The 16,706-nt window shown below is 65.5% G+C and carries 15 protein-coding genes; 10 read left to right on the top strand and 5 right to left on the bottom strand.

Going from position 1 to position 16,706, the window contains the following annotated elements; all coding sequences use genetic code 11:
• Window positions 1-6 precede the first annotated feature (6 nt).
• From ACJ7Z0_RS08785 to ACJ7Z0_RS08760, 6 genes are all read left to right on the top strand, one after another.
• The gene (locus ACJ7Z0_RS08785) at window positions 7-1,257 is read left to right on the top strand and encodes a FecR domain-containing protein (protein WP_434789532.1); all 1,251 of its coding nucleotides are present in this window, start codon (window positions 7-9) and stop codon (window positions 1,255-1,257) included.
• A gap of 3 nt (window positions 1,258-1,260) precedes the next feature.
• The gene (locus tag ACJ7Z0_RS08780; RefSeq protein WP_434789531.1) at window positions 1,261-3,630 is read left to right on the top strand and encodes a CHASE2 domain-containing protein; all 2,370 of its coding nucleotides are present in this window, start codon (window positions 1,261-1,263) and stop codon (window positions 3,628-3,630) included.
• A 236-nt stretch (window positions 3,631-3,866) separates the two neighbouring features.
• Complete coding sequence (locus ACJ7Z0_RS08775) at window positions 3,867-6,197, top strand: YadA family autotransporter adhesin (RefSeq protein ID WP_434789530.1); 2,331 nt, start codon at window positions 3,867-3,869, stop codon at window positions 6,195-6,197.
• 22 nt (window positions 6,198-6,219) lie between these two features.
• Window positions 6,220-7,059 carry an outer membrane protein assembly factor BamE gene (locus ACJ7Z0_RS08770; protein ID WP_434789529.1) on the top strand — a complete coding sequence of 280 codons (840 nt, stop codon included), beginning with the start codon at window positions 6,220-6,222 and terminating at the stop codon, window positions 7,057-7,059.
• Window positions 7,060-7,193: 134 nt separating this feature from the next.
• Entirely contained in the window at window positions 7,194-7,439 is a 246-nt protein-coding gene (locus ACJ7Z0_RS08765) for a GlsB/YeaQ/YmgE family stress response membrane protein (protein WP_434789528.1), read from the top strand.
• Between the two features lie 32 nt (window positions 7,440-7,471).
• Entirely contained in the window at window positions 7,472-8,104 is a 633-nt protein-coding gene (locus ACJ7Z0_RS08760; RefSeq protein ID WP_434789527.1) for a YiaD family glycine zipper/OmpA-like lipoprotein, read from the top strand.
• A gap of 12 nt (window positions 8,105-8,116) precedes the next feature.
• Here ACJ7Z0_RS08760 and ACJ7Z0_RS08755 read toward each other — a convergent pair whose 3' ends face one another.
• The 4 genes from ACJ7Z0_RS08755 to ACJ7Z0_RS08740 form a co-directional block, all read right to left on the bottom strand.
• Complete coding sequence (locus tag ACJ7Z0_RS08755) at window positions 8,117-9,412, bottom strand: ArgE/DapE family deacylase (RefSeq protein WP_434789526.1); 1,296 nt, start codon at window positions 9,410-9,412, stop codon at window positions 8,117-8,119.
• A gap of 81 nt (window positions 9,413-9,493) precedes the next feature.
• Complete coding sequence (locus ACJ7Z0_RS08750) at window positions 9,494-11,692, bottom strand: TonB-dependent siderophore receptor (RefSeq protein WP_434789525.1); 2,199 nt, start codon at window positions 11,690-11,692, stop codon at window positions 9,494-9,496.
• Between the two features lie 132 nt (window positions 11,693-11,824).
• Window positions 11,825-12,211, bottom strand: a complete 387-nt coding sequence (locus ACJ7Z0_RS08745) for a RidA family protein (protein WP_434789524.1) — start codon at window positions 12,209-12,211, stop codon at window positions 11,825-11,827.
• Between the two features lie 8 nt (window positions 12,212-12,219).
• Complete coding sequence (locus ACJ7Z0_RS08740) at window positions 12,220-13,362, bottom strand: DSD1 family PLP-dependent enzyme (protein ID WP_434789523.1); 1,143 nt, start codon at window positions 13,360-13,362, stop codon at window positions 12,220-12,222.
• Between the two features lie 358 nt (window positions 13,363-13,720).
• Between ACJ7Z0_RS08740 and ACJ7Z0_RS08735 the strand changes: the two genes are divergently transcribed.
• Complete coding sequence (locus tag ACJ7Z0_RS08735) at window positions 13,721-14,305, top strand: BPSL1445 family SYLF domain-containing lipoprotein (protein WP_434789522.1); 585 nt, start codon at window positions 13,721-13,723, stop codon at window positions 14,303-14,305.
• Window positions 14,306-14,329: 24 nt separating this feature from the next.
• Here ACJ7Z0_RS08735 and ACJ7Z0_RS08730 read toward each other — a convergent pair whose 3' ends face one another.
• Window positions 14,330-15,184, bottom strand: a complete 855-nt coding sequence (locus ACJ7Z0_RS08730) for a plasmid replication/partition related protein (RefSeq protein WP_434789521.1) — start codon at window positions 15,182-15,184, stop codon at window positions 14,330-14,332.
• Between the two features lie 323 nt (window positions 15,185-15,507).
• Here ACJ7Z0_RS08730 and ACJ7Z0_RS08725 point away from each other — a divergent pair, with 323 nt between their 5' ends.
• The 3 genes from ACJ7Z0_RS08725 to ACJ7Z0_RS08715 all read left to right on the top strand — a co-directional run bounded on the left by ACJ7Z0_RS08725 (window position 15,508) and on the right by ACJ7Z0_RS08715 (window position 16,701).
• Window positions 15,508-16,053, top strand: coding sequence for a sigma-70 family RNA polymerase sigma factor (locus tag ACJ7Z0_RS08725; RefSeq protein ID WP_434789520.1), 546 nt, complete (start codon window positions 15,508-15,510; stop codon window positions 16,051-16,053).
• 90 nt (window positions 16,054-16,143) lie between these two features.
• Window positions 16,144-16,347 carry a DUF4880 domain-containing protein gene (locus ACJ7Z0_RS08720; protein WP_431129225.1) on the top strand — a complete coding sequence of 68 codons (204 nt, stop codon included), beginning with the start codon at window positions 16,144-16,146 and terminating at the stop codon, window positions 16,345-16,347.
• A 99-nt stretch (window positions 16,348-16,446) separates the two neighbouring features.
• Window positions 16,447-16,701, top strand: coding sequence for an MbtH family protein (locus ACJ7Z0_RS08715; RefSeq protein ID WP_434789519.1), 255 nt, complete (start codon window positions 16,447-16,449; stop codon window positions 16,699-16,701).
• Window positions 16,702-16,706 lie beyond the last annotated feature (5 nt).

Here is a 16,706-nt window from a genome sequence, read left to right as displayed (position 1 = left end):
CAGGCATTGGCAAACAACAGACTCGCATTGCTTGCCGTGCTGTCGCTCACGGTGCTGTCAGGGGCTGCGCGGGCACAGCCCACGCACGTGGTGCGGCCCGGCGAAACGCTGTGGGACATCTCGCGCCAGCACATGAATACGCCGCTGCGCTGGCCCGAACTGCAACGCGGCAATGCCGTGCCGGTACCCGAGCATCTGAAACCTGGGCAGGTGCTGCTCCTCAGCGGCGGCACTGCTGCCGTCGCGGCGGTGGTGGAGCTGTCAGGCAGCGCATGGCTCAAAAGAGGCAACGATGCGCCGCGCGCGCTGGCGCAAGGCGCTGCGGTAAGGGCCAACGACGTGGTGGTGACCGATCGCGGCGCTTTCCTGAGCCTGGGGCTGGGCGATGGCAGCCGTCTGGTGATGCCTTCGAGCAGTGCGGTTCAGGTGCTGGTGGCCAATGGCCGCGTCACGCAGCTGCAGTTGCTGGACGGGCGCGTCGAGGCGCATGTCGAGAAGCAGCGCGGCCGTGAATTCGAGATTCGCAACCGCACGGCGGCACTGGGCGTGCGCGGCACGCACTTTCGCGCGCGCAACGAAGAAGGCGTGATCTCGGCGGAAGTTATCGAAGGAGAGGTGGCCGTGTCCAGCGCGAATCGGCCGGCCCTGCTGCTCGCTGCGGCACGCGGCGCCTTGCTGGAGGGCCCGGGTGCGCTGCAGGCGCAAACCTTGTTGCCACCGCCAGAGAACGCGCGCCAGGGGCAGGGGAGCACGCAGGCCGCGGTGGTGCCGGTGGCGGGCGCGGTCGGCTATCGCATGCAGTTGGCGCGCGATGAGCGCTTTCTGCAGTTGGCCTACGAGGAGCGTTCGCAGCAAGGCGAGTTTGCCTTGCCCGCGGATCTGCAGACCGGCTTCTACCACCTGCGGCTCACGGCTTTCGATGCACGGCAGCTCGAGGGCATGCCGGGCGACAGCATCGTCTATGTCGGCGTGCGTGCCGCCCCGGCCGGTGTGCGTCGCATGGACGACGGCCGCTACGAAATCAGCTGGCCGGCGCGACCGGGCCAGCGCTATGCCTTCGAGCTGGCGCGCACGCCGGCCTTTGCGCCTGCGCTGGTGAGCGAGCCGGTGCTGTATGGAGGCGGCGCGCTGGTGGGCCCGCTCGACGTGCCGGGTCGCTATCACTGGCGCAGCCGCGAGATCACGACGCCCGGCGCCGAGGCGGCGGTCTTCGAGGGCAGCTTCGACGTTCCCGCCCCGCCACCGACAAACCGCTGAACCGTGCGGCGCCGTTTCCGTGTCGAATGGCTGCTGATGATGGCGCTGCTGCCTCCGGCGCTGTGGTGGCTGCAGCGCTCGCCCGGCCTGGCGCAAATTGACCTCGCTGCTTACGACCATGTGATGAGCCGGGCGCGGGCCACCCCGTCGCCGGACATTCTGGTGGTGGGGATCGATCAACGCAGCATCAACGCGCTGGGCCCCTGGCCCTGGCCGCGCAGCGTGCATGCGCGGCTGCTGGAGCGGCTTGCACCCATGGAGCCCAAGGGCGTGCTGCTCGACCTGTTCCTGGACATGCCGTCGGAAGACCCGGAGGAAGACCGTTTGCTGGCGCAGGCCATGACGCGGGTTCCGGTGTATTTGCCGCTGAGCTATACGGGGCAGCTCGATGGGGCACTTGACGATACACCCGGCTTTCGGGAGCCCTTGCCAGAGTTTGCGCGCCGCGCCAAGGCGCTCGGCCACGTCAACATCACACGCGATGCCGATGGCGTTGCACGCCGGATGTTCTTGCGCGAAGGCCTGCGCGGGCATCTGCACGACTATCTGGGCTGGATTCTGGCGAGCGGCCATCCGGCAAGCGATGTTGTCATCGCGCCCTCCAGGCAGCGCGCGGACGGCTGGCAGATGCAAGGCGAGTTCGGTATTCCGCTGGCGGGGCCTGTGGGCAGCTGGCGCACTGTGCCCTTTGTGAGCGTGCTGCGAGGCGATGTGCCGTCGGAGCTTCTGCGCCACAAGGTAATCCTGATCGGAGCGGTGGGCAGTTCACGGCTGGAAGACGAATTGCCGGTGACCGGCGCCGGAGCGATGACCTCGCTTCCAAGCATCGAGCTGCATGCCAATGCGATCGACGCCCTGCGCCAGGGAACCACAGTGCGCTTTGCCGACGGAGCATGGCTGGCGGCGTGGATCGCCGTTCCCATCTGGCTGGCGCTGGCGCTCTTTCGCCGATTTGCCCGCAAGGCGTGGACCGTGGCGCTTGCGCTGATCACGGTGTGCGTGGGGTTCAGCCTTGGCATGTTCGCGGCGGCGCACCTGTGGCTGCCGCCCTCGGCGCCGGTGCTGGGCATCGTCGTGGGCTACATGCTGTGGAGCTGGCGGCGGCTGGACGCGCTGTTTCGCTTTTTCGACCAGCGCGCCGCGGCGCTCAACGCGGTGCCCAGCGGTGCCTTCGACCCGGAGCGCCGGGCGCCCGTGCAGGCCTGGGACGACGTGCATGCCCATGCCCTCATGCTCGACGACGCCATCGACCGCGTCGGGCAGATCCGCACGCTGCTCAGCACGAGCCTGTGGCAGATGCCCGTGGCGCTGCTCGTGTGCCGCGGCGACGGCACGATCACCACCAGCAATGCCGCCGCTCGTGCGCTGCTGAGCGCGCAGGCGGCCGGGAGCGACGAAGCGGATGATCCGCTGCGAGGCCGCGCCGTGGTGGACATGCTTGCGGATACCCGGTGCGACGGGCTGACCGACCCTCTCGGCGCCGGCGCCAAGGAGTGGGCGGAAGGCATCGACGTGGAGCGCACGACGCTCGATGGGAAGGTATTGCGCGTTCGGGCCGCAACGCTGCACCAGCAGGACTCCGTCTCCACGCGCTGGCTGGTGGTATTGCACGACCTCACGGCCGAGCGGCGCGCCGAGCAGGAGCGCGAGCAGTGGCTGAGCTTCATGTCGCACGACATGCGCACGCCGCAGGTCAACATCCTGAGCCTGCTCGATCTGCGCGCCCACGGTGCCGACTGGCTCGAACAGCCGCTGTTGACGGAGAGCCTGCGCCGCGAGGCCGAGAGGTCGCTGCGGCTCGCCGACGACTTCGTCGATCTCCTGAAGGCCCGCATGCACAGCTATCGGTTCGTGGAGATGCCGGCAGGGGCCATTGCGCTGGACGCTGTCGACCAGGTGTGGGCCCACGCGGCGCAGCGCGGCGTCAAGCTCTCTGCCGAGGTGCCGACGGAAGAAGACGTCGAGCTGTGGACGGATGCACCGCTGCTCACGCGCGCCGTGGTCAACCTGCTGAACAACGCCATCCGCTACAGCCCTTCGGGCGCGTCGATCCGGCTTTGCGTGTCGGCGGGCGGCGAGGCAGCGCCGCACCGGGTGTTGATTGCCGTGTCCGATGAAGGCGCGGGCATGTCGCCGGAGGTCATGGAGGCATTGCTGCACCAGGACACGGAAGGCGTGATGCCGGCCCTGGACGGCGACATGGATGCCACGGCATCGAGCGGGTTTGCCGCGCGTTCGCATGGCGTGGGCCTGGCCATCGTGCGCGCCGTGGTCGATCGCCACGGCGGACGCCTCGACGGCCACAGCGCCCCCGGCGTGGGCACCACCTTCGTGATGGACTTGCCGCGCCACTTTCCCGCCGACCGAACCTGAGCCTGGCGGGGTTTCAGTCGCGCGACCATTGGGTTGGTCATCTGAAACCAAAGTACTCTGACCTGATAACTAAATCACACTTCCCTGCGTCAATTCGTCTCAATTCTCGCTAAACCTCGCAAGAGATCACCTCGCTCGTTTGTCGCCCGACACCATCGCGTTTGTCAGGCCTACGAAAGTTCTACGGCGGTATTGCCGGGACAAGGTCAACCCAGACCCCAACAGACGAGGTGAACATGCAGAGAACATATTGGTCAATTTCACGCACAACCCGCGGCAAGTTGCCGCCCCTCGGCCGCTGCGCGGTGGGTACTGCACTGCTGTTGCTGTCCGCATCCGCCGCGCAGGCGCAGGTCAAGATCGGTGACAACCCCATCACCATCAATCCGGGTTCCCTGCTGGAACTCGAAAGTACCAACCGCGGCGCTCTACTCCCCCGCATCGCGCTGACCGATCGCAACACCTGGGGCCTGAACGGCAACCAGCCAGTCGAAGGCATGGTGGTCTACAACAGCACCGCGACGACGGGCGTCAACGGCCTGCAGGCAGGCTTGGCGGTGTGGAAGAACGGCCAATGGATCAGCGTGGACGAGACGCCGTACTTCCACACCAACTCCAACCTGGTCGGCAATTCGACCTTGGCGAATTCGGGTGCCACTGGTGCCAACTCCATCGCTGTTGGCCCCAATGCGGTGGCCTCCGCCGCCAACACGTTGGCGGTGGGCATGGGCGCCACAGCAGCTACTACAAGCAGTGTTGCCCTGGGCGTCAATGCCAATGCGAGCAATGGTGGCATGGTGGCTATAGGCGCTGGCGCCCAGTCCCTTGCCCAGAACACGATCGCCATTGGCGGAACGGCGAGCGCCCGGCTGGGCATCGCCATTGGCTTTGCGTCCAACTCTGCCGGTAACGGTGCCGTCGCCATCGGCGATGCAACGACTTCCAGTGCGTTCTCCACGGTGGCACTTGGCCAGAGTGCAGTGGCCACGAATGACTACGCCGTCAGCATTGGGCGCCGGGCGAATGCGAGCAACGTACGAGCCACTTCCCTCGGCGCCAACTCGGTGGCATCGGGCATCGCGGCAACATCCGTCGGGTCGATGGCTACGGCCACCGGCAACTATTCAACGGCAACCGGCGGCCGGGTCTACATGCTCAACGGTGCTCCGCTGGACACCACCTATACCCCAAACGCGACCTTTGCGACTGCGCCCGACAGCTTCGTAGACACACAGGCAACGGGTGTACTGGCGACGGCCAATGGGTCAGGTGCGAGAGCCACTGCGGACCAGAGCTTGGCGCTGGGTGCGTTGAGCCAGGCGAGCCAGGCCGGCGCAGTGGCATTGGGCGCGGGTTCCATTTCCGACCGTGCGATAGCCCCCACAACGGGCACCATTCCAGCCGGCAACTCCGTCATCACCTACAACACCACCGACAGGACGCTCCTTGGTGCGGTTTCCGTCGGCAATGCCACCAGCTACCGCCAGATCACCAATGTGGCCGATGGGACGGAGGCGCAGGATGCCGTCACGATCCGGCAGTTGTCCAGCGCGCTGCAATCCTTTGCCGTCACCCCCACCCTGTATTTCCACGCGAACTCCAGCGCCGCGGATTCGCTGGCCATCGGCGCGGAGTCGGTGGCTGTGGGTCCTCAGACGGTGGTCAATGGCAATAACGGCGTGGGCATCGGCAACGGCGCCGTGGTGCAGCAGAGCGCGACCGGCGGCATTGCCATCGGACAGGCTGCCACGTCGCACATGGCGGACTCCATTGCGTTGGGCACTCAGTCTTCGGCCGCCGCCGTTCAGGGCGTGGCCATCGGTGCGGGAACCAGCGTCACACAAGCCGGGGGTGTCGCCCTCGGCGCCGGAGCGATCGCTTCAACAGCCGCAGGCGTGGCAGGCTATGTTCCGCCTAGCGCCACGGACTCGCAGCGTATAGCCATCGGAGCAACCACCAGCACGCTCGCGGCGGTGTCGGTCGGCGACGCGGCCAACGGCCAGTACCGCCAGATCACGGGTGTGGCAGCCGGCACGGCCGACAGCGACGCCGCCAACGTGAGCCAGCTGAAGGCCGTGCAGGGCGCGGTGGCCGTGATCGACCAGTCGACGGTCAAGTACGACACCAATGCCGACGGCACGACCAACTACAACAGCGTGACCATGGGCGGCAACAACTCGACCGGCCCGGTGACGATCAGCAACGTGGCGCCCGGAGTTGCCGGCACCGATGCGGTCAACGTGAACCAGTTGAACAGCGGCATCGCCGCGGCAACCGCGTACACCGACGCGCGGGTGAACGGCCTGCAGAACAGCATCGAACGCAATACCAAGATGCTGTCGGGCGGCATCGCCGCATCGGCCGCCATGGCGGTGGTCACGCCTGTCGAGCCGGGCCGCTATCACGTGAGCGGCGCGGTCGCCGGCTACAACGGCCAGGCCGGGATAGGCATCAACCTGCTCAAGCGTTCCGACAATGGACAGACCACTTTGCATGGAGGCATCGGCTGGGGCTCTGGCGGGGGCAAGGCGATCGTTCGCGTTGGTTTCGGTTTTTCGTTCGATTGATCGAACAGTCAGGAGCAATCGCATGAAACAAGCAATTCAATTCTTCGTGTCGGCTGTTGTGCTGGCAGTCACCGTCGGCTGCGCATCGACAACCGGCTCTCCGGCTGCCCCGGCCGAGCATTCGGTGAACTTTCCCGACATGGGCAGGGCCTGGCTCAAGAACGGCACGTTCGTCGACGTCGAGCAGCTGCGCCGCATCGGTCCTGGCATGAGCAAGAACCAGGTTCGCGAACTCATCAGCTATCCGCATTTCAGCGAGGGCCTGTTCGGTCCGCGCGAGTGGAACTACATCTTCAACTTTCGCACGGGCAAGGGACACGAGTTCATCACCTGCCAGTACATGGTGCATTTCGACAAGGACATGAAAAGCCAGGACTTCCACTGGAAGGGCGCGGACTGCGAGGCGATGTTGAAGCCGCCTGCTCCTGTGGCAATGGCGCCCGCACCCGCGCCCGCTCCCGTCATGCCAAAGCGCGTCACCTTGAGCGCGGATGCCCTTTTCGCGTTCGACCGGTCGAACACCGGTGACATGCTGCCCAAGGGTCGCGCCGAACTCGATGAGCTTGCCCGGGCCCTGCATCGGCAAGGGGTGGAAGTTCAAAGCCTGCAGATCACCGGCCACGCAGATCGGCTTGGCAGTCAGGCCTACAACCAGGAGCTGGCGCTTCGCCGTGCAAGCACGGTACGCGACTACCTGAAGGCAGCGGGTCTTCGGGTGCCCATGCAGGTCGGCTCGAGCGGTGCACGCGAGCCCGTGACCATCAATTGCAAGGGCACGGTCCGCACGCCCGAATTGATTGCATGCCTGCAGCCGGATCGCCGGGTGGTGGTGGACATCACTGGCCAGGCGCCATCGAAGTGATGCACGGCAAACAAGAAATTCTTCTGCAGAGAGCAATAAATCACAGGCTGATTGCACCATTGTTTTTTGGCGAACGCGTGGCGGCTACGCTTGCCGCTTCATGGCCGCATCGGCCTATTCAAGGGAGTAGATAAATGAGTTTGCTGTGGTTTCTCGTTGTGGGTCTGGTTGCTGGCTGGCTGGCCGGCATGCTCGTCAAGGGCGGCGGCTTCGGCCTCATCGGCGATCTTGTCGTTGGTGTGCTCGGCGCTGTCTTCGGAGGCTTCATGTTCAGCACGTTCGGCGTCTCCAGTGGCGGCGGTCTGGTCGGCAGCCTCGTCGTGGCAACCGCGGGCGCCATCGTGCTGCTGATCATCGTTCGCCTCGTCAAGCGCGCATAGCGCGGGCGCTGCGCAACTCAATCGGAGGACCTATGAAAATCAAACTGGCTTCGCTGGCAATGGCCGCGGTGCTCGTCGCGGGTTGCGCGACCGAGCAAGGAACCCATACGGCTGTGGGCACAGGCGCAGGTGCTGTCGTCGGTGCGGGTGTGGGCAATCTGATGGGCCACAACAAGAAGAGCACGGCCATCGGTGCGGCAGTCGGTGCCGCGGTGGGCGCGGGCGTGGGCTACAACTGGGGAGCGATCCGCAACAAGTTGTCCGGCCAGACGGCAGGCACTGGCACGCAGATCACCGAGCAGCCGGACGGCTCGCTGAAGGTCAATATTCCCAGCCAGGTGACTTTCGATAGCGACAGCGCCACCATCAAGCCTTCGTTTCGAAGCGTGCTCGACGGCGTAGCCCAAACCATCTCCCAAGAGCCTGGCATCAACGCCCAAGTGGTCGGGCATACCGACAGCACTGGCAACCCGGACCACAACATGACGCTGTCGCAGCGTCGGGCACAAAGCGTGGGAAGCTATCTGGCAGACCGCGGCGTAGCCAAAACACGCCTCTCTGCCGAGGGACGAGGCCAGACCCAGCAAGTGGCAAGCAATGCGACGGAAGAGGGACGCATGCAGAACCGGCGTGTCGAAATCTTCTTGAAGCCAGTGGCGCGATAAATCACAGCCAGGTCACGCGGTGCGGTTGACGCCGCACCAGCGTGCCATGAACACCGCCAGCACGGCGGTCACCTGCATCAGGCTGTCAATGGAAACCCACTCGTCGATGCCGTGGATGCTGGAGCCCGTGGGGCCGTAGCAAACGGCAGGGGTCTGTCCATAGATGTTGAAGAACTTCGCGTCGGTGGTGCCCGTGAAGGCTCCGGGCTCCAGCGGCTCGCCGACGATGTCCTGGTAGCACTTAGAGAGCTCGGTCACGATCGGCGAATCGAGGTCGAGATCGAAGCCGTCGGCCTGGAAGCCTTCGTAGATCAGCCTGTAGCTGAGGCTCTCGCGGGCCGGATGCGCGGCATAGGCCGAAGCCAGCGCGGCTTCGACCTCGGCCTTGGCCCGGGCCACGTTCATGTCAGGATAAAAGCCGATGCGTATGTCGCTGCGGCAGGCCGAGGGCACCGACGATGCCCATTCGCCGCCCTGGATCTTTCCCAGATTGAAGTTGACCGGATGGGCGTGGTGCGCATAGCTGCGGTAGCGGTTGGCAGGCTCGTTCCAGCGCTGCTCGAGCTTCTTGAGTTCCGAAAAAAGATAGAGCGAAAAATCGATGGCGCCCACACCAGTCTGGGCTACCGAGGCATGCACCGGCTTGCCCAGCACTTCGAGCGCGAACCACAGCACGCCCATCTGGCAGGTCATCACGCCACCGAGCGGCTCCGGAATGATGGCCGCGTCGGCGCGGTAACCCTCGACCAGGCAGGCGAGCGCGCCGTTGCCTGTGCACTCTTCTTCCACCACCGACTGGAAGTACACCGGCGATGCCGGCGCCAGTCCCAGTGACTGCAGCGCCGCATAGGCCATGGTGTAGGCGGCAATGCCCGCCTTCATGTCGGCCGAGCCACGGCCGTAGAGCCGGTCTCCCTCGATCGTCGGCTCAAAAGGCGGATGCTTCCAGAGCACTTCGGCACCGGTCGGCACCACGTCGATGTGGCCGTTGAAGATCAGCGAGCGTCCCTTCTGCGGCCCGTCGGGCTGATGAATGCCGACGACGTTGGTGCGCCCCTGGTAGGGAACGATGGAGGGAGAGTAGCCCGGATGCTGCCGGATCTTTTGTTCGTCGATCTCGAACTGGTGGACGCGCAGACCCAGGCTCGCGAAGGTTTCGGCCATGAAGGCCTGCGCGCCTTGTTCATGCCCCAGCAGCGAAGGGTGCGCGACGAGCTCTTCGAGCATTCGAACCGCCCGCCCGCGCAACGCATGGGCGGCCTCCACGATGGCGGCTTCGCTGATCGGGGCTTCAGTGGAATGGGGCATGGCGTCCAGAGCGCGGGCTCAGGCAGTTGAGAGAGAGGGGCTCATTCTTCCATCCTGCAGGGCCGCGCGCCGCGGCGGCGCCTAGAAGTCCAGCTTGGCGCTCAGGCTGAAGGTGCGCGGGTCGCCGGGCTTGATGTAGTTGTCGTACTGGTATTCCCAGTAGCGCCTGTTCGTGAGGTTGTTCACCGCCACGCGGAACGTGGTGTCATGGCCGTTGATGCGCGTGGCGTAGCTCGCACCGATGTTGGCGATGGCGTAGCCCGGAAGCCTCAGCTGGTTGGACGCATTCAGCATGGTGCTGCCGGTGTACTTGGCGTCGGCCGAGAGCTTGAGGCCCGGCACCTGCGGCACCGCATAAGACACCTGCGCCGTGGCCACGAAATTGGGCGCGCCCGCCACGCGGTTGCCGATGTTGTCGCTGCCGCGCCTGTACGAAGCGTCGAGGAACATCAGGTTGGCGCCGACTTGCCACTGCGATCCCAGGCGCGTGGAGGCGCCCAGTTCCAGGCCCTGGTAGATCGACTGGCCGTCCTGCACCAGCGCGTTGGCGCTGTCGGCGTATTCGGCACCGCGCTCGATGCGGAACAGCGCGGCCGTGGCGCTCCAGCGCTCGCGGCCGGTCTTGATGCCCAACTCGTACTGCTTGCTCTTGAGCGGCTTGAGCAGCTCGCCGTTGTTCGCGTAAAGGCTGCTGACGGAGCTGCCTTGTTCGAGCGATTCGACATAGCTCGTGTAGAGCGTGGTGTCGGCCGCGGGCTTGAACATCAGCGCCAGCGTCGGCGTCACCACGCCTTTCTTGGCGTACTCCGAAGTCTTGATGCCGTCGGTGCCGTAGCCGCTCTGTTCGTAGTTGGTGCTGCGCAGGCCTGCCAGCACCGACCAGCGGTCCGACAGCTTCAAGGTGTCGCTCGCGAAGATCGCGCGCTGCGTGATGTCGCTGTTGCGGTAGAGCGTGAGGTCGGTCGTGCTGGCGTAGGCATTGGTGTTCTGCCCGAAGATGCTGCCGGTGCCGATCCACTGGTAGATGCTGTTGCTGCTGTAGTCGTTCACCTGCTTTTGCCACGACGCGCCGAGCGTCAGCTGGTGCTCGATCGACCCCGTGCGCAGCTTGCCCTCGGCCATGGCCTGCCACTGGTCGAAGCGATGGCCTTCGCGCGTGTCGGAGCGGTAGTCGTCGTAGTTGCCGCTGGCATCCTGCAGATAAAGAATGCCTTCGTTGCGGCTGCGCTTGGAGGTGCTGTGGCTGTAGCTGGTGCTAAGGGTCCAGTCGGGTGTCAGCTTGTACTGGAGCCCGGTCGAGTAGAGCTGCAGATCGGTGGTGAGGTGCTGCCCCGGGCCCAGGAGCCGCTGATCGTCGCCGCGCACGGCGGTGGGCAGGCGGCTGCCCGTATAGGCGCTGGTGGAGATCGATGGGGTCTGGTCGGTGGACTTGCGCTTCTGGTACAGCGCGTCGAAGTTCCAGGTCAGGTCGCGCGCCAGCCTGGCGTCGAGCGCCAGCGACACCGAATCGCGGCGGATGCCGCCGTCGTTGAAGGTCTTGCCTTCTTCATGCGTGGCGTTGAGCCGGTAGCCGAACCGGTCGTCGGGGCCAAAGCGTCCGCCCAGGTCGACATGCTCGCTCCACACGCTGTTCGACTTGTAGCCCACGTCGATGCTTCGCACCGGCTGGTCCGTCGGCCTTTTGGTCACGTAGTTGACGATGCCACCCGGCGATCCGAAGCCGTACATGAAGCCGGTCGATCCCTTGAGCAGTTCGATCTGCTCGAAGTGCTCGTAGGGCAGGGTGATGGCGTAGCTCAGAAAGGGCTTGCCGTCCATCCGGTAGCCGTTCTGCCAGTCCAGCGGCAGGCCCCGCACGGTGATGTAGCTGGCCCAGCTGCTGTAGGCGCCGCTGTTGTCCGACACCGACGCGTCGAGCGCGAACACGTCGCCCAGCTTGGACACCTGGCGCTCCGCCAGGTCTTCGCTCTTGACCACCGTGGTGGAGAAGGGCGTCTCGAGCTGGCTGCGTGCGCCGAGGGCGCCGCTGCTCACCTTGGCGCCGAGATGCTGAGGCGTTTCTTCCGCGGCAGTGGCGGTGACCGTTGGCAGGGCGGCCGCCTTGTCGGTGGCTTCCTGGGCATAGGCGCGGCTGCCTTGCGCGGCGGCGCACAGCACCAGCAGCGTGGCGCCGGTGCCGAGGCTGAGGGTTGTTTTCCGGAAAGGAGGGAGGCAGGAGGTTCCTGGTGCAGGGCGGGCGCCGGCGGGGGGCGTGCCCTTGAGTCTTGAGGTCGACAACACGTGCTATCTCTAAAAGTAAATAGCAATCATTATCAATTAAGAATTGAGAGAGATCTTGCAGAACTTTCGGTTTGCCCGGTTTTTGCCCGCAAGTCAGCAGTGCGGCGCCGCGCTCGGCGTCGCCTGCCGCGTTCAGCCCAGCGCGACGGCTTCGACCTCGACCTTGAAGCCGAAGTGCAGCGGCCCCGTGGGCACGATGGCGCGTGAGGGCCGGGCATCGCCGGCCCACTCGGCATAGATCGCATTGAAGGCGGGCCAGTTTTCGATGGCATCGAGATAGACGCGCACCTGCACCAGCCGATCGATGCCGCTCCCCGCCGCCAGCAGGGCCGCCTTCACGTTGTCGAGCACCTGGCGCGTCTGCTGCTCGAAGGAGGCCTCGGCCAGCCGGGTGCCATCGGCCGTGATGGGCAATTGCCCGGAGACGAAAACGAAGCCGTTCGCCACGGTGGCGTGGCTGTAGTGCCCGCCCGGTTTGGCAAGGCCCGCCGGTGCAATGGGTTGAATACTTGTGCTCATGGTTTCTCTTACCAGCCGTGCAGCCGGCTCCAGGTGGCCAGCGTTCCGTCTTGCGCGAGCGCGTGGTACTCGGGAAACTGCGCGCCCGTGGCGCAGGCGTGGTTGGGCAGGATGCGAAGCTGCGTGCCGATCGGAAAGCGCGCCGCAATATCGGGGTCGGGCGTGCCTTCGCGCGAGAGGATGCCGTGCTCCTGGTTGGCGCCGCTCAGCACGTAGCCGTCGAGCACCGCTCCGTCGATGCCGCAGACCTGGCCGTAGCCGTAATCGCGCTTCTGTTTCTGCGTGCCGCGGTCGCGGCTCATCGCCATCCAGCCCGCATCGACGATGGCCCATCCCTTGTCGGCCTGGTGGCCGATGACCGTGGTCAGCACGCTGAGCGCGATGTCCGACGTGTCGCAGACGCCGATGTTCTTCATCACCAGGTCGAACAGCACGTAGACGCCGGCGCGCACCTCGGTCACGCCGTCCAGTTGCTCTGCCGACAGCGCGGTGGGTGTGGAGCCGACGCTGACCACGGGGCAGGGCAGGCCGGCCGCGCGCAGGCGCTCGGCCGCGTGCACGCAGCCTGCGCGTTCCTGCTCCGCCATGGCGGCCAGCGCTTCGGGTGTATCGAGGTCATAGCTGGAGCCCGCGTGCGTGAGCACGCCGCCGAGCCGCATGCCGGCCGCATGCAAGGTGCGTGCGACCTCGAGCAGCGCCGCTTCGTCGGGCTTGATGCCGGAGCGGTGGCCGTCGGTGTCGATCTCGATCCAGACTTCGAACGCCTCTCCATGCGCGCGGCCGAACTCGGCGATGACGGCGGCCGAGGCCGCGCTGTCGGTGATGATCTTCAGGTCGCAGCCCTTGCGCCGCAAGGCAAGCGCCTGCGGCAGACGATGCTGCGCCATGCCGACGGCGTACAGGATGTCCGTGATGCCGTCGGCAAAGAATTGCTCGGCTTCCTTGAGCGTGGAAACGGTGATGCCCTGTGCGCCCGCGGCAAGCTGCGCGCGCACGACCGGCGTGCACTTGGTGGTCTTCACGTGCGGGCGAAAGCGCTTGGAGAGCGCGTTCATGCGCGCCTGCATGCGATCGATGTTGTGCTGCATGCGCGGCAGGTCGACGAGGGCGGCCGGCGTGTCGAGCGCCATGAGGTGCGATGGTGTGTGCATGCGCCGTACTGTAGAGATTCGAGCGGTTTGCGTGGTTTAGTGAAACTGCATCAATCGTTAAGCACAGCTGAATGTTGGTGCCCACGCGCCAGGGGCCGCACGGCGCGCGCGCAGGCTCTCCCCCGGCTCTTCGAGGAGTCGCTCGGGAAGCTGCCGGCACTGCAGCGCTCAGGCAAGCACCGTTCTGCGTCGGCCCGTGGCCGGGCGGAGTTCTTCGAGGGCGCGACTTCGCGTAGGCCGATTTCGCAAGCCGGTTCTCAAAGGACTTTCCGGAACTAGCATGGGTCGAACAGGTCGCCGAGCGGCGTGAGTGAAAGCACTCGGCTTTTTGTCGTTTACTTGCAAAGGAGAGAGCGCCATGCGATCCATTCATTTCCGCAGCCTTGCTCTCGCGTGTGCCGTCGCAGTCGGTGGCATCGCGGTCGTGGGCTGCACCACCACTCGGCCCCAGGACCAGGCCAGCAGCGCATCGTCGCGCGCTTCGATCGATGCCCAGGTCGATGCCGCGTTGTCCAAGCTGTACGACTCCGCCAGGGGCTCGCGCGAACTGGTTGCATCGTCGAAGGGCGTGCTGGTGTTTCCCGCCGTGGTCGGGGCCAGCATGGGCATAGGCGCCGAGTACGGCCGCGGCGCGCTGCGCGCGGGTGGACGCACGCAGGCCTACTACAGCACCACTGCGGGCTCGATCGGCTTCCAGGCTGGCGCGCAGTCGAAAGCTGTGATCTACGTGTTCACCACGCAGGCTGCGCTCGACAAGTTCCGCAGCAGCAAGGGCTGGACGGCCGGCGCCGATGCCACGGTGGCCGCCGCAACCTTTGGCGCCAACGGCAGCATCGACACCAACACGATCCAGCAGCCCGTGGTCGGCTTCGTGCTGACCAATGTCGGCCTCGAAGCCGGCGTCTCGATCTCGGGCGCGAAGATCAGCGAGATCCGGCTGTAGCCGCCAATCGAACTGGCCGGCGGGTCAGTTCACGAGCTGCGCTTCCAGCTCGGCGACCTGCCTGCGCAGGGCGTCGTTCTCGGCCGTCAGTTCGGCCACGCGCTGCTCCAGCAACTGGACGGCGTCGGCCTGCTTTGCGGGCTGATCGGCCGGATTCGATTCAGCGGATTCGGCCGACGACTCTTCGCGGGGCTTTCGCCTGGCTTCGCGAACGCGCTTGGCGGCCTGCTTGAGTTCATCCTTGCCCGCGTTGGCCGCGAAGACCTGCTCTTCGGCGGGCAGGCTGGCCACGGCCGCGGCCGTGTTGATGGAGATCACGCCGGACTTCACGGCCGCCACCAGTTCGGGCGCGGCCTGCTTCTGGATCTTCTCGATCATCACCACCTGGTTGCTGCTCAGGCGCGCGGCGCGGGCAATGGCTTCGCGGCTGCTCAGAGGCGCGGGCGGGGGCAGGGCAGGGGCGTTGTCCGCGGATGGTCCGGCTGCGGGCGGGTCGGCATCGAATGGCGCGTCGTTGTCGTCCGATGGCGCCGTGTCGGCCAATGCGCGTGCGCGGCGCTCGTCGACGATGTCCTTCTTTCGGAGCGCGAGCACGCCGCGCAAGAAATCGGAAATGCTGCGCCGGCCCAGGTGCTGGTCGATCATCCAGAGGTGCACGTCCTCGATCGTCTTGAAGCGTGTGTTCTGCACCGTCTGGAACGGCAGGCCGTGCTTCTGGCAGATGCCGTAGCGGTTGTGGCCGTCCACCAGCACGTCGCCCCACAGCACCAGCGCGTCGCGGCAGCCTTCGGTGAGGATGCTGCGTTCCAGCGCCTCATGCTCCTCCGGAGTCAATGGATCGATATAGGCTTTGAGTTCTTCGTTGACGACGATGTTCATGGGCAAGGGAGGGAGCGGGAAAGGGAGCGGGGAAGGGGGCGGAATTCTAGATGCGCGCGCGTCGCCATCATCTTTCTGTCATGCGGCCGCCCCACCATCGGCGAACGTTTGGTTGCTTGAATTCCTCACGCCGGCTGTCTCGCTTTGGCGTGCTCAAACGTCTACTGGGTATGGAGCATGAAGGGGTTGGGAAATGGGGCTTTTTTGTATCCACAAGTAGTAATAATTCTCATTTGTATTGAGCACTTCAGGAGTACCGCCTTCATGTTCACAGGTCTGCACCTTTGCCGACATTCTTCCGGGCGGCCTCTGCCCCGCTTCGCATGATGAGAGAACCCATCGACGTGGCGCTGCATCTGTCCGAACCCACGCTCGCGGAAGTCTTCATCGCGAACCGTCCGCAGCTGCTGCGCGTGGCGCGAAGAATCGTCCGCACCGCGGAGCTTGCCGACGATGTGATGCAGGACGCGTACCTCAAGATTGCCGACGGCCCCTGCGTGCGCAAGGCCGACCGGCCCATCGGCTATTGCTGCCAGGTCGTGCGCAATGTGGCGCTCGACTGCTGCCGTCGCCACACGGTCGAGGCCAGCTACCGCACCTTTGATATCGACGTCGAGACACTGGACGTGGCCGGCCCTCCGGCGCCGGACCGCCTGATGCGCGAGCGCCAGGCGATCCATGCGATCGACAAGGTGCTGGCGGCGTTGCCCGCGCGAACGCGGCTGGTGTTCGAGCTCTACCGGCTCGAAGGCCTCACGCAGCGCGAGATTGCGCTGCGCCTGGGTTGCGCACTCGGCTTGGTGAACGGGCTCATCGCCGAAGCGGCGCAAGCCATCAAGGAATGCGGCCGCCTGCTTGTGGATGATTGAGCGCGGCTGCACGCGTGCGGGATTGGTGTAAGGTGAAAGCCTTAGCGCTGGCGCATCGTGCGGCCGCGCAATGCCACACACCCTTCACGCATGACACAAGAACAGGACGACCCTATCTGGAGCGCCGCATGGCAATGGGTGCAGCGCGAGTACGACCGCGAGAACTTCGATGCGGCCGCGCGCGACGAGATGACGGCCTGGCTCGTTGCCGATCCCGCGCATCGCAAGGCCTACGACAAGGCAGCCCGCCTGTGGCTGTTGGCCGGCCTGGTGCCGCCTTCCAGCGCGGAGTGAACAGATCCCGTCCTGAAACGTCTTGTTGAGCAGGAGCGAAGAGATGGCCCACCGGGCCTCTGGCTCGCTCTTTCTGTTCAACCGCATAAGGACGTATCCATGTCGACGAGCTGCTTCGATCGCGAAGACGAGACCTTCATTGTTCTGGTCAACCACGAAGACCAGTATTCCATCTGGCCCCACTGGAAGGCCGTGCCCAAGGGTTGGACCGCGGTCGACGGCGTGAAGGGCGACAAGAAGACTGTGCTCGCCCACGTCGAAGAGGCGTGGACCGACATGCGGCCCCGCTCGCTGCGCGAGTGGATGGCGCAGCAGGAAAAAAATCCGACGAACACGCAAGCCGCGGCCGGTTGACGCGC

The sequence above is a fragment of the Variovorax palleresanus genome (assembly GCF_051144945.1).
Classification (GTDB): domain Bacteria; phylum Pseudomonadota; class Gammaproteobacteria; order Burkholderiales; family Burkholderiaceae_C; genus Variovorax; species Variovorax paradoxus_S.
Note: the sequence above shows the minus strand (reverse complement) of the source record. Positions and strands in the feature narration are given on the sequence as shown.

Coding starts and splice junctions, on each gene's coding strand:
- ACJ7Z0_RS08760 (WP_434789527.1), top strand. CDS start 7,472: ATGAAAATCAAACTGGCTTCGCTGGCAATGGCCGCGGTGCTCGTCGCG.
- ACJ7Z0_RS08735 (WP_434789522.1), top strand. CDS start 13,721: ATGCGATCCATTCATTTCCGCAGCCTTGCTCTCGCGTGTGCCGTCGCA.
- ACJ7Z0_RS08715 (WP_434789519.1), top strand. CDS start 16,447: ATGTCGACGAGCTGCTTCGATCGCGAAGACGAGACCTTCATTGTTCTG.
- ACJ7Z0_RS08740 (WP_434789523.1), bottom strand. CDS start 13,362: ATGCACACACCATCGCACCTCATGGCGCTCGACACGCCGGCCGCCCTC.
- ACJ7Z0_RS08745 (WP_434789524.1), bottom strand. CDS start 12,211: ATGAGCACAAGTATTCAACCCATTGCACCGGCGGGCCTTGCCAAACCG.
- ACJ7Z0_RS08765 (WP_434789528.1), top strand. CDS start 7,194: ATGAGTTTGCTGTGGTTTCTCGTTGTGGGTCTGGTTGCTGGCTGGCTG.
- ACJ7Z0_RS08770 (WP_434789529.1), top strand. CDS start 6,220: ATGAAACAAGCAATTCAATTCTTCGTGTCGGCTGTTGTGCTGGCAGTC.
- ACJ7Z0_RS08775 (WP_434789530.1), top strand. CDS start 3,867: ATGCAGAGAACATATTGGTCAATTTCACGCACAACCCGCGGCAAGTTG.
- ACJ7Z0_RS08755 (WP_434789526.1), bottom strand. CDS start 9,412: ATGCCCCATTCCACTGAAGCCCCGATCAGCGAAGCCGCCATCGTGGAG.
- ACJ7Z0_RS08720 (WP_431129225.1), top strand. CDS start 16,144: ATGACACAAGAACAGGACGACCCTATCTGGAGCGCCGCATGGCAATGG.
- ACJ7Z0_RS08730 (WP_434789521.1), bottom strand. CDS start 15,184: ATGAACATCGTCGTCAACGAAGAACTCAAAGCCTATATCGATCCATTG.
- ACJ7Z0_RS08725 (WP_434789520.1), top strand. CDS start 15,508: ATGATGAGAGAACCCATCGACGTGGCGCTGCATCTGTCCGAACCCACG.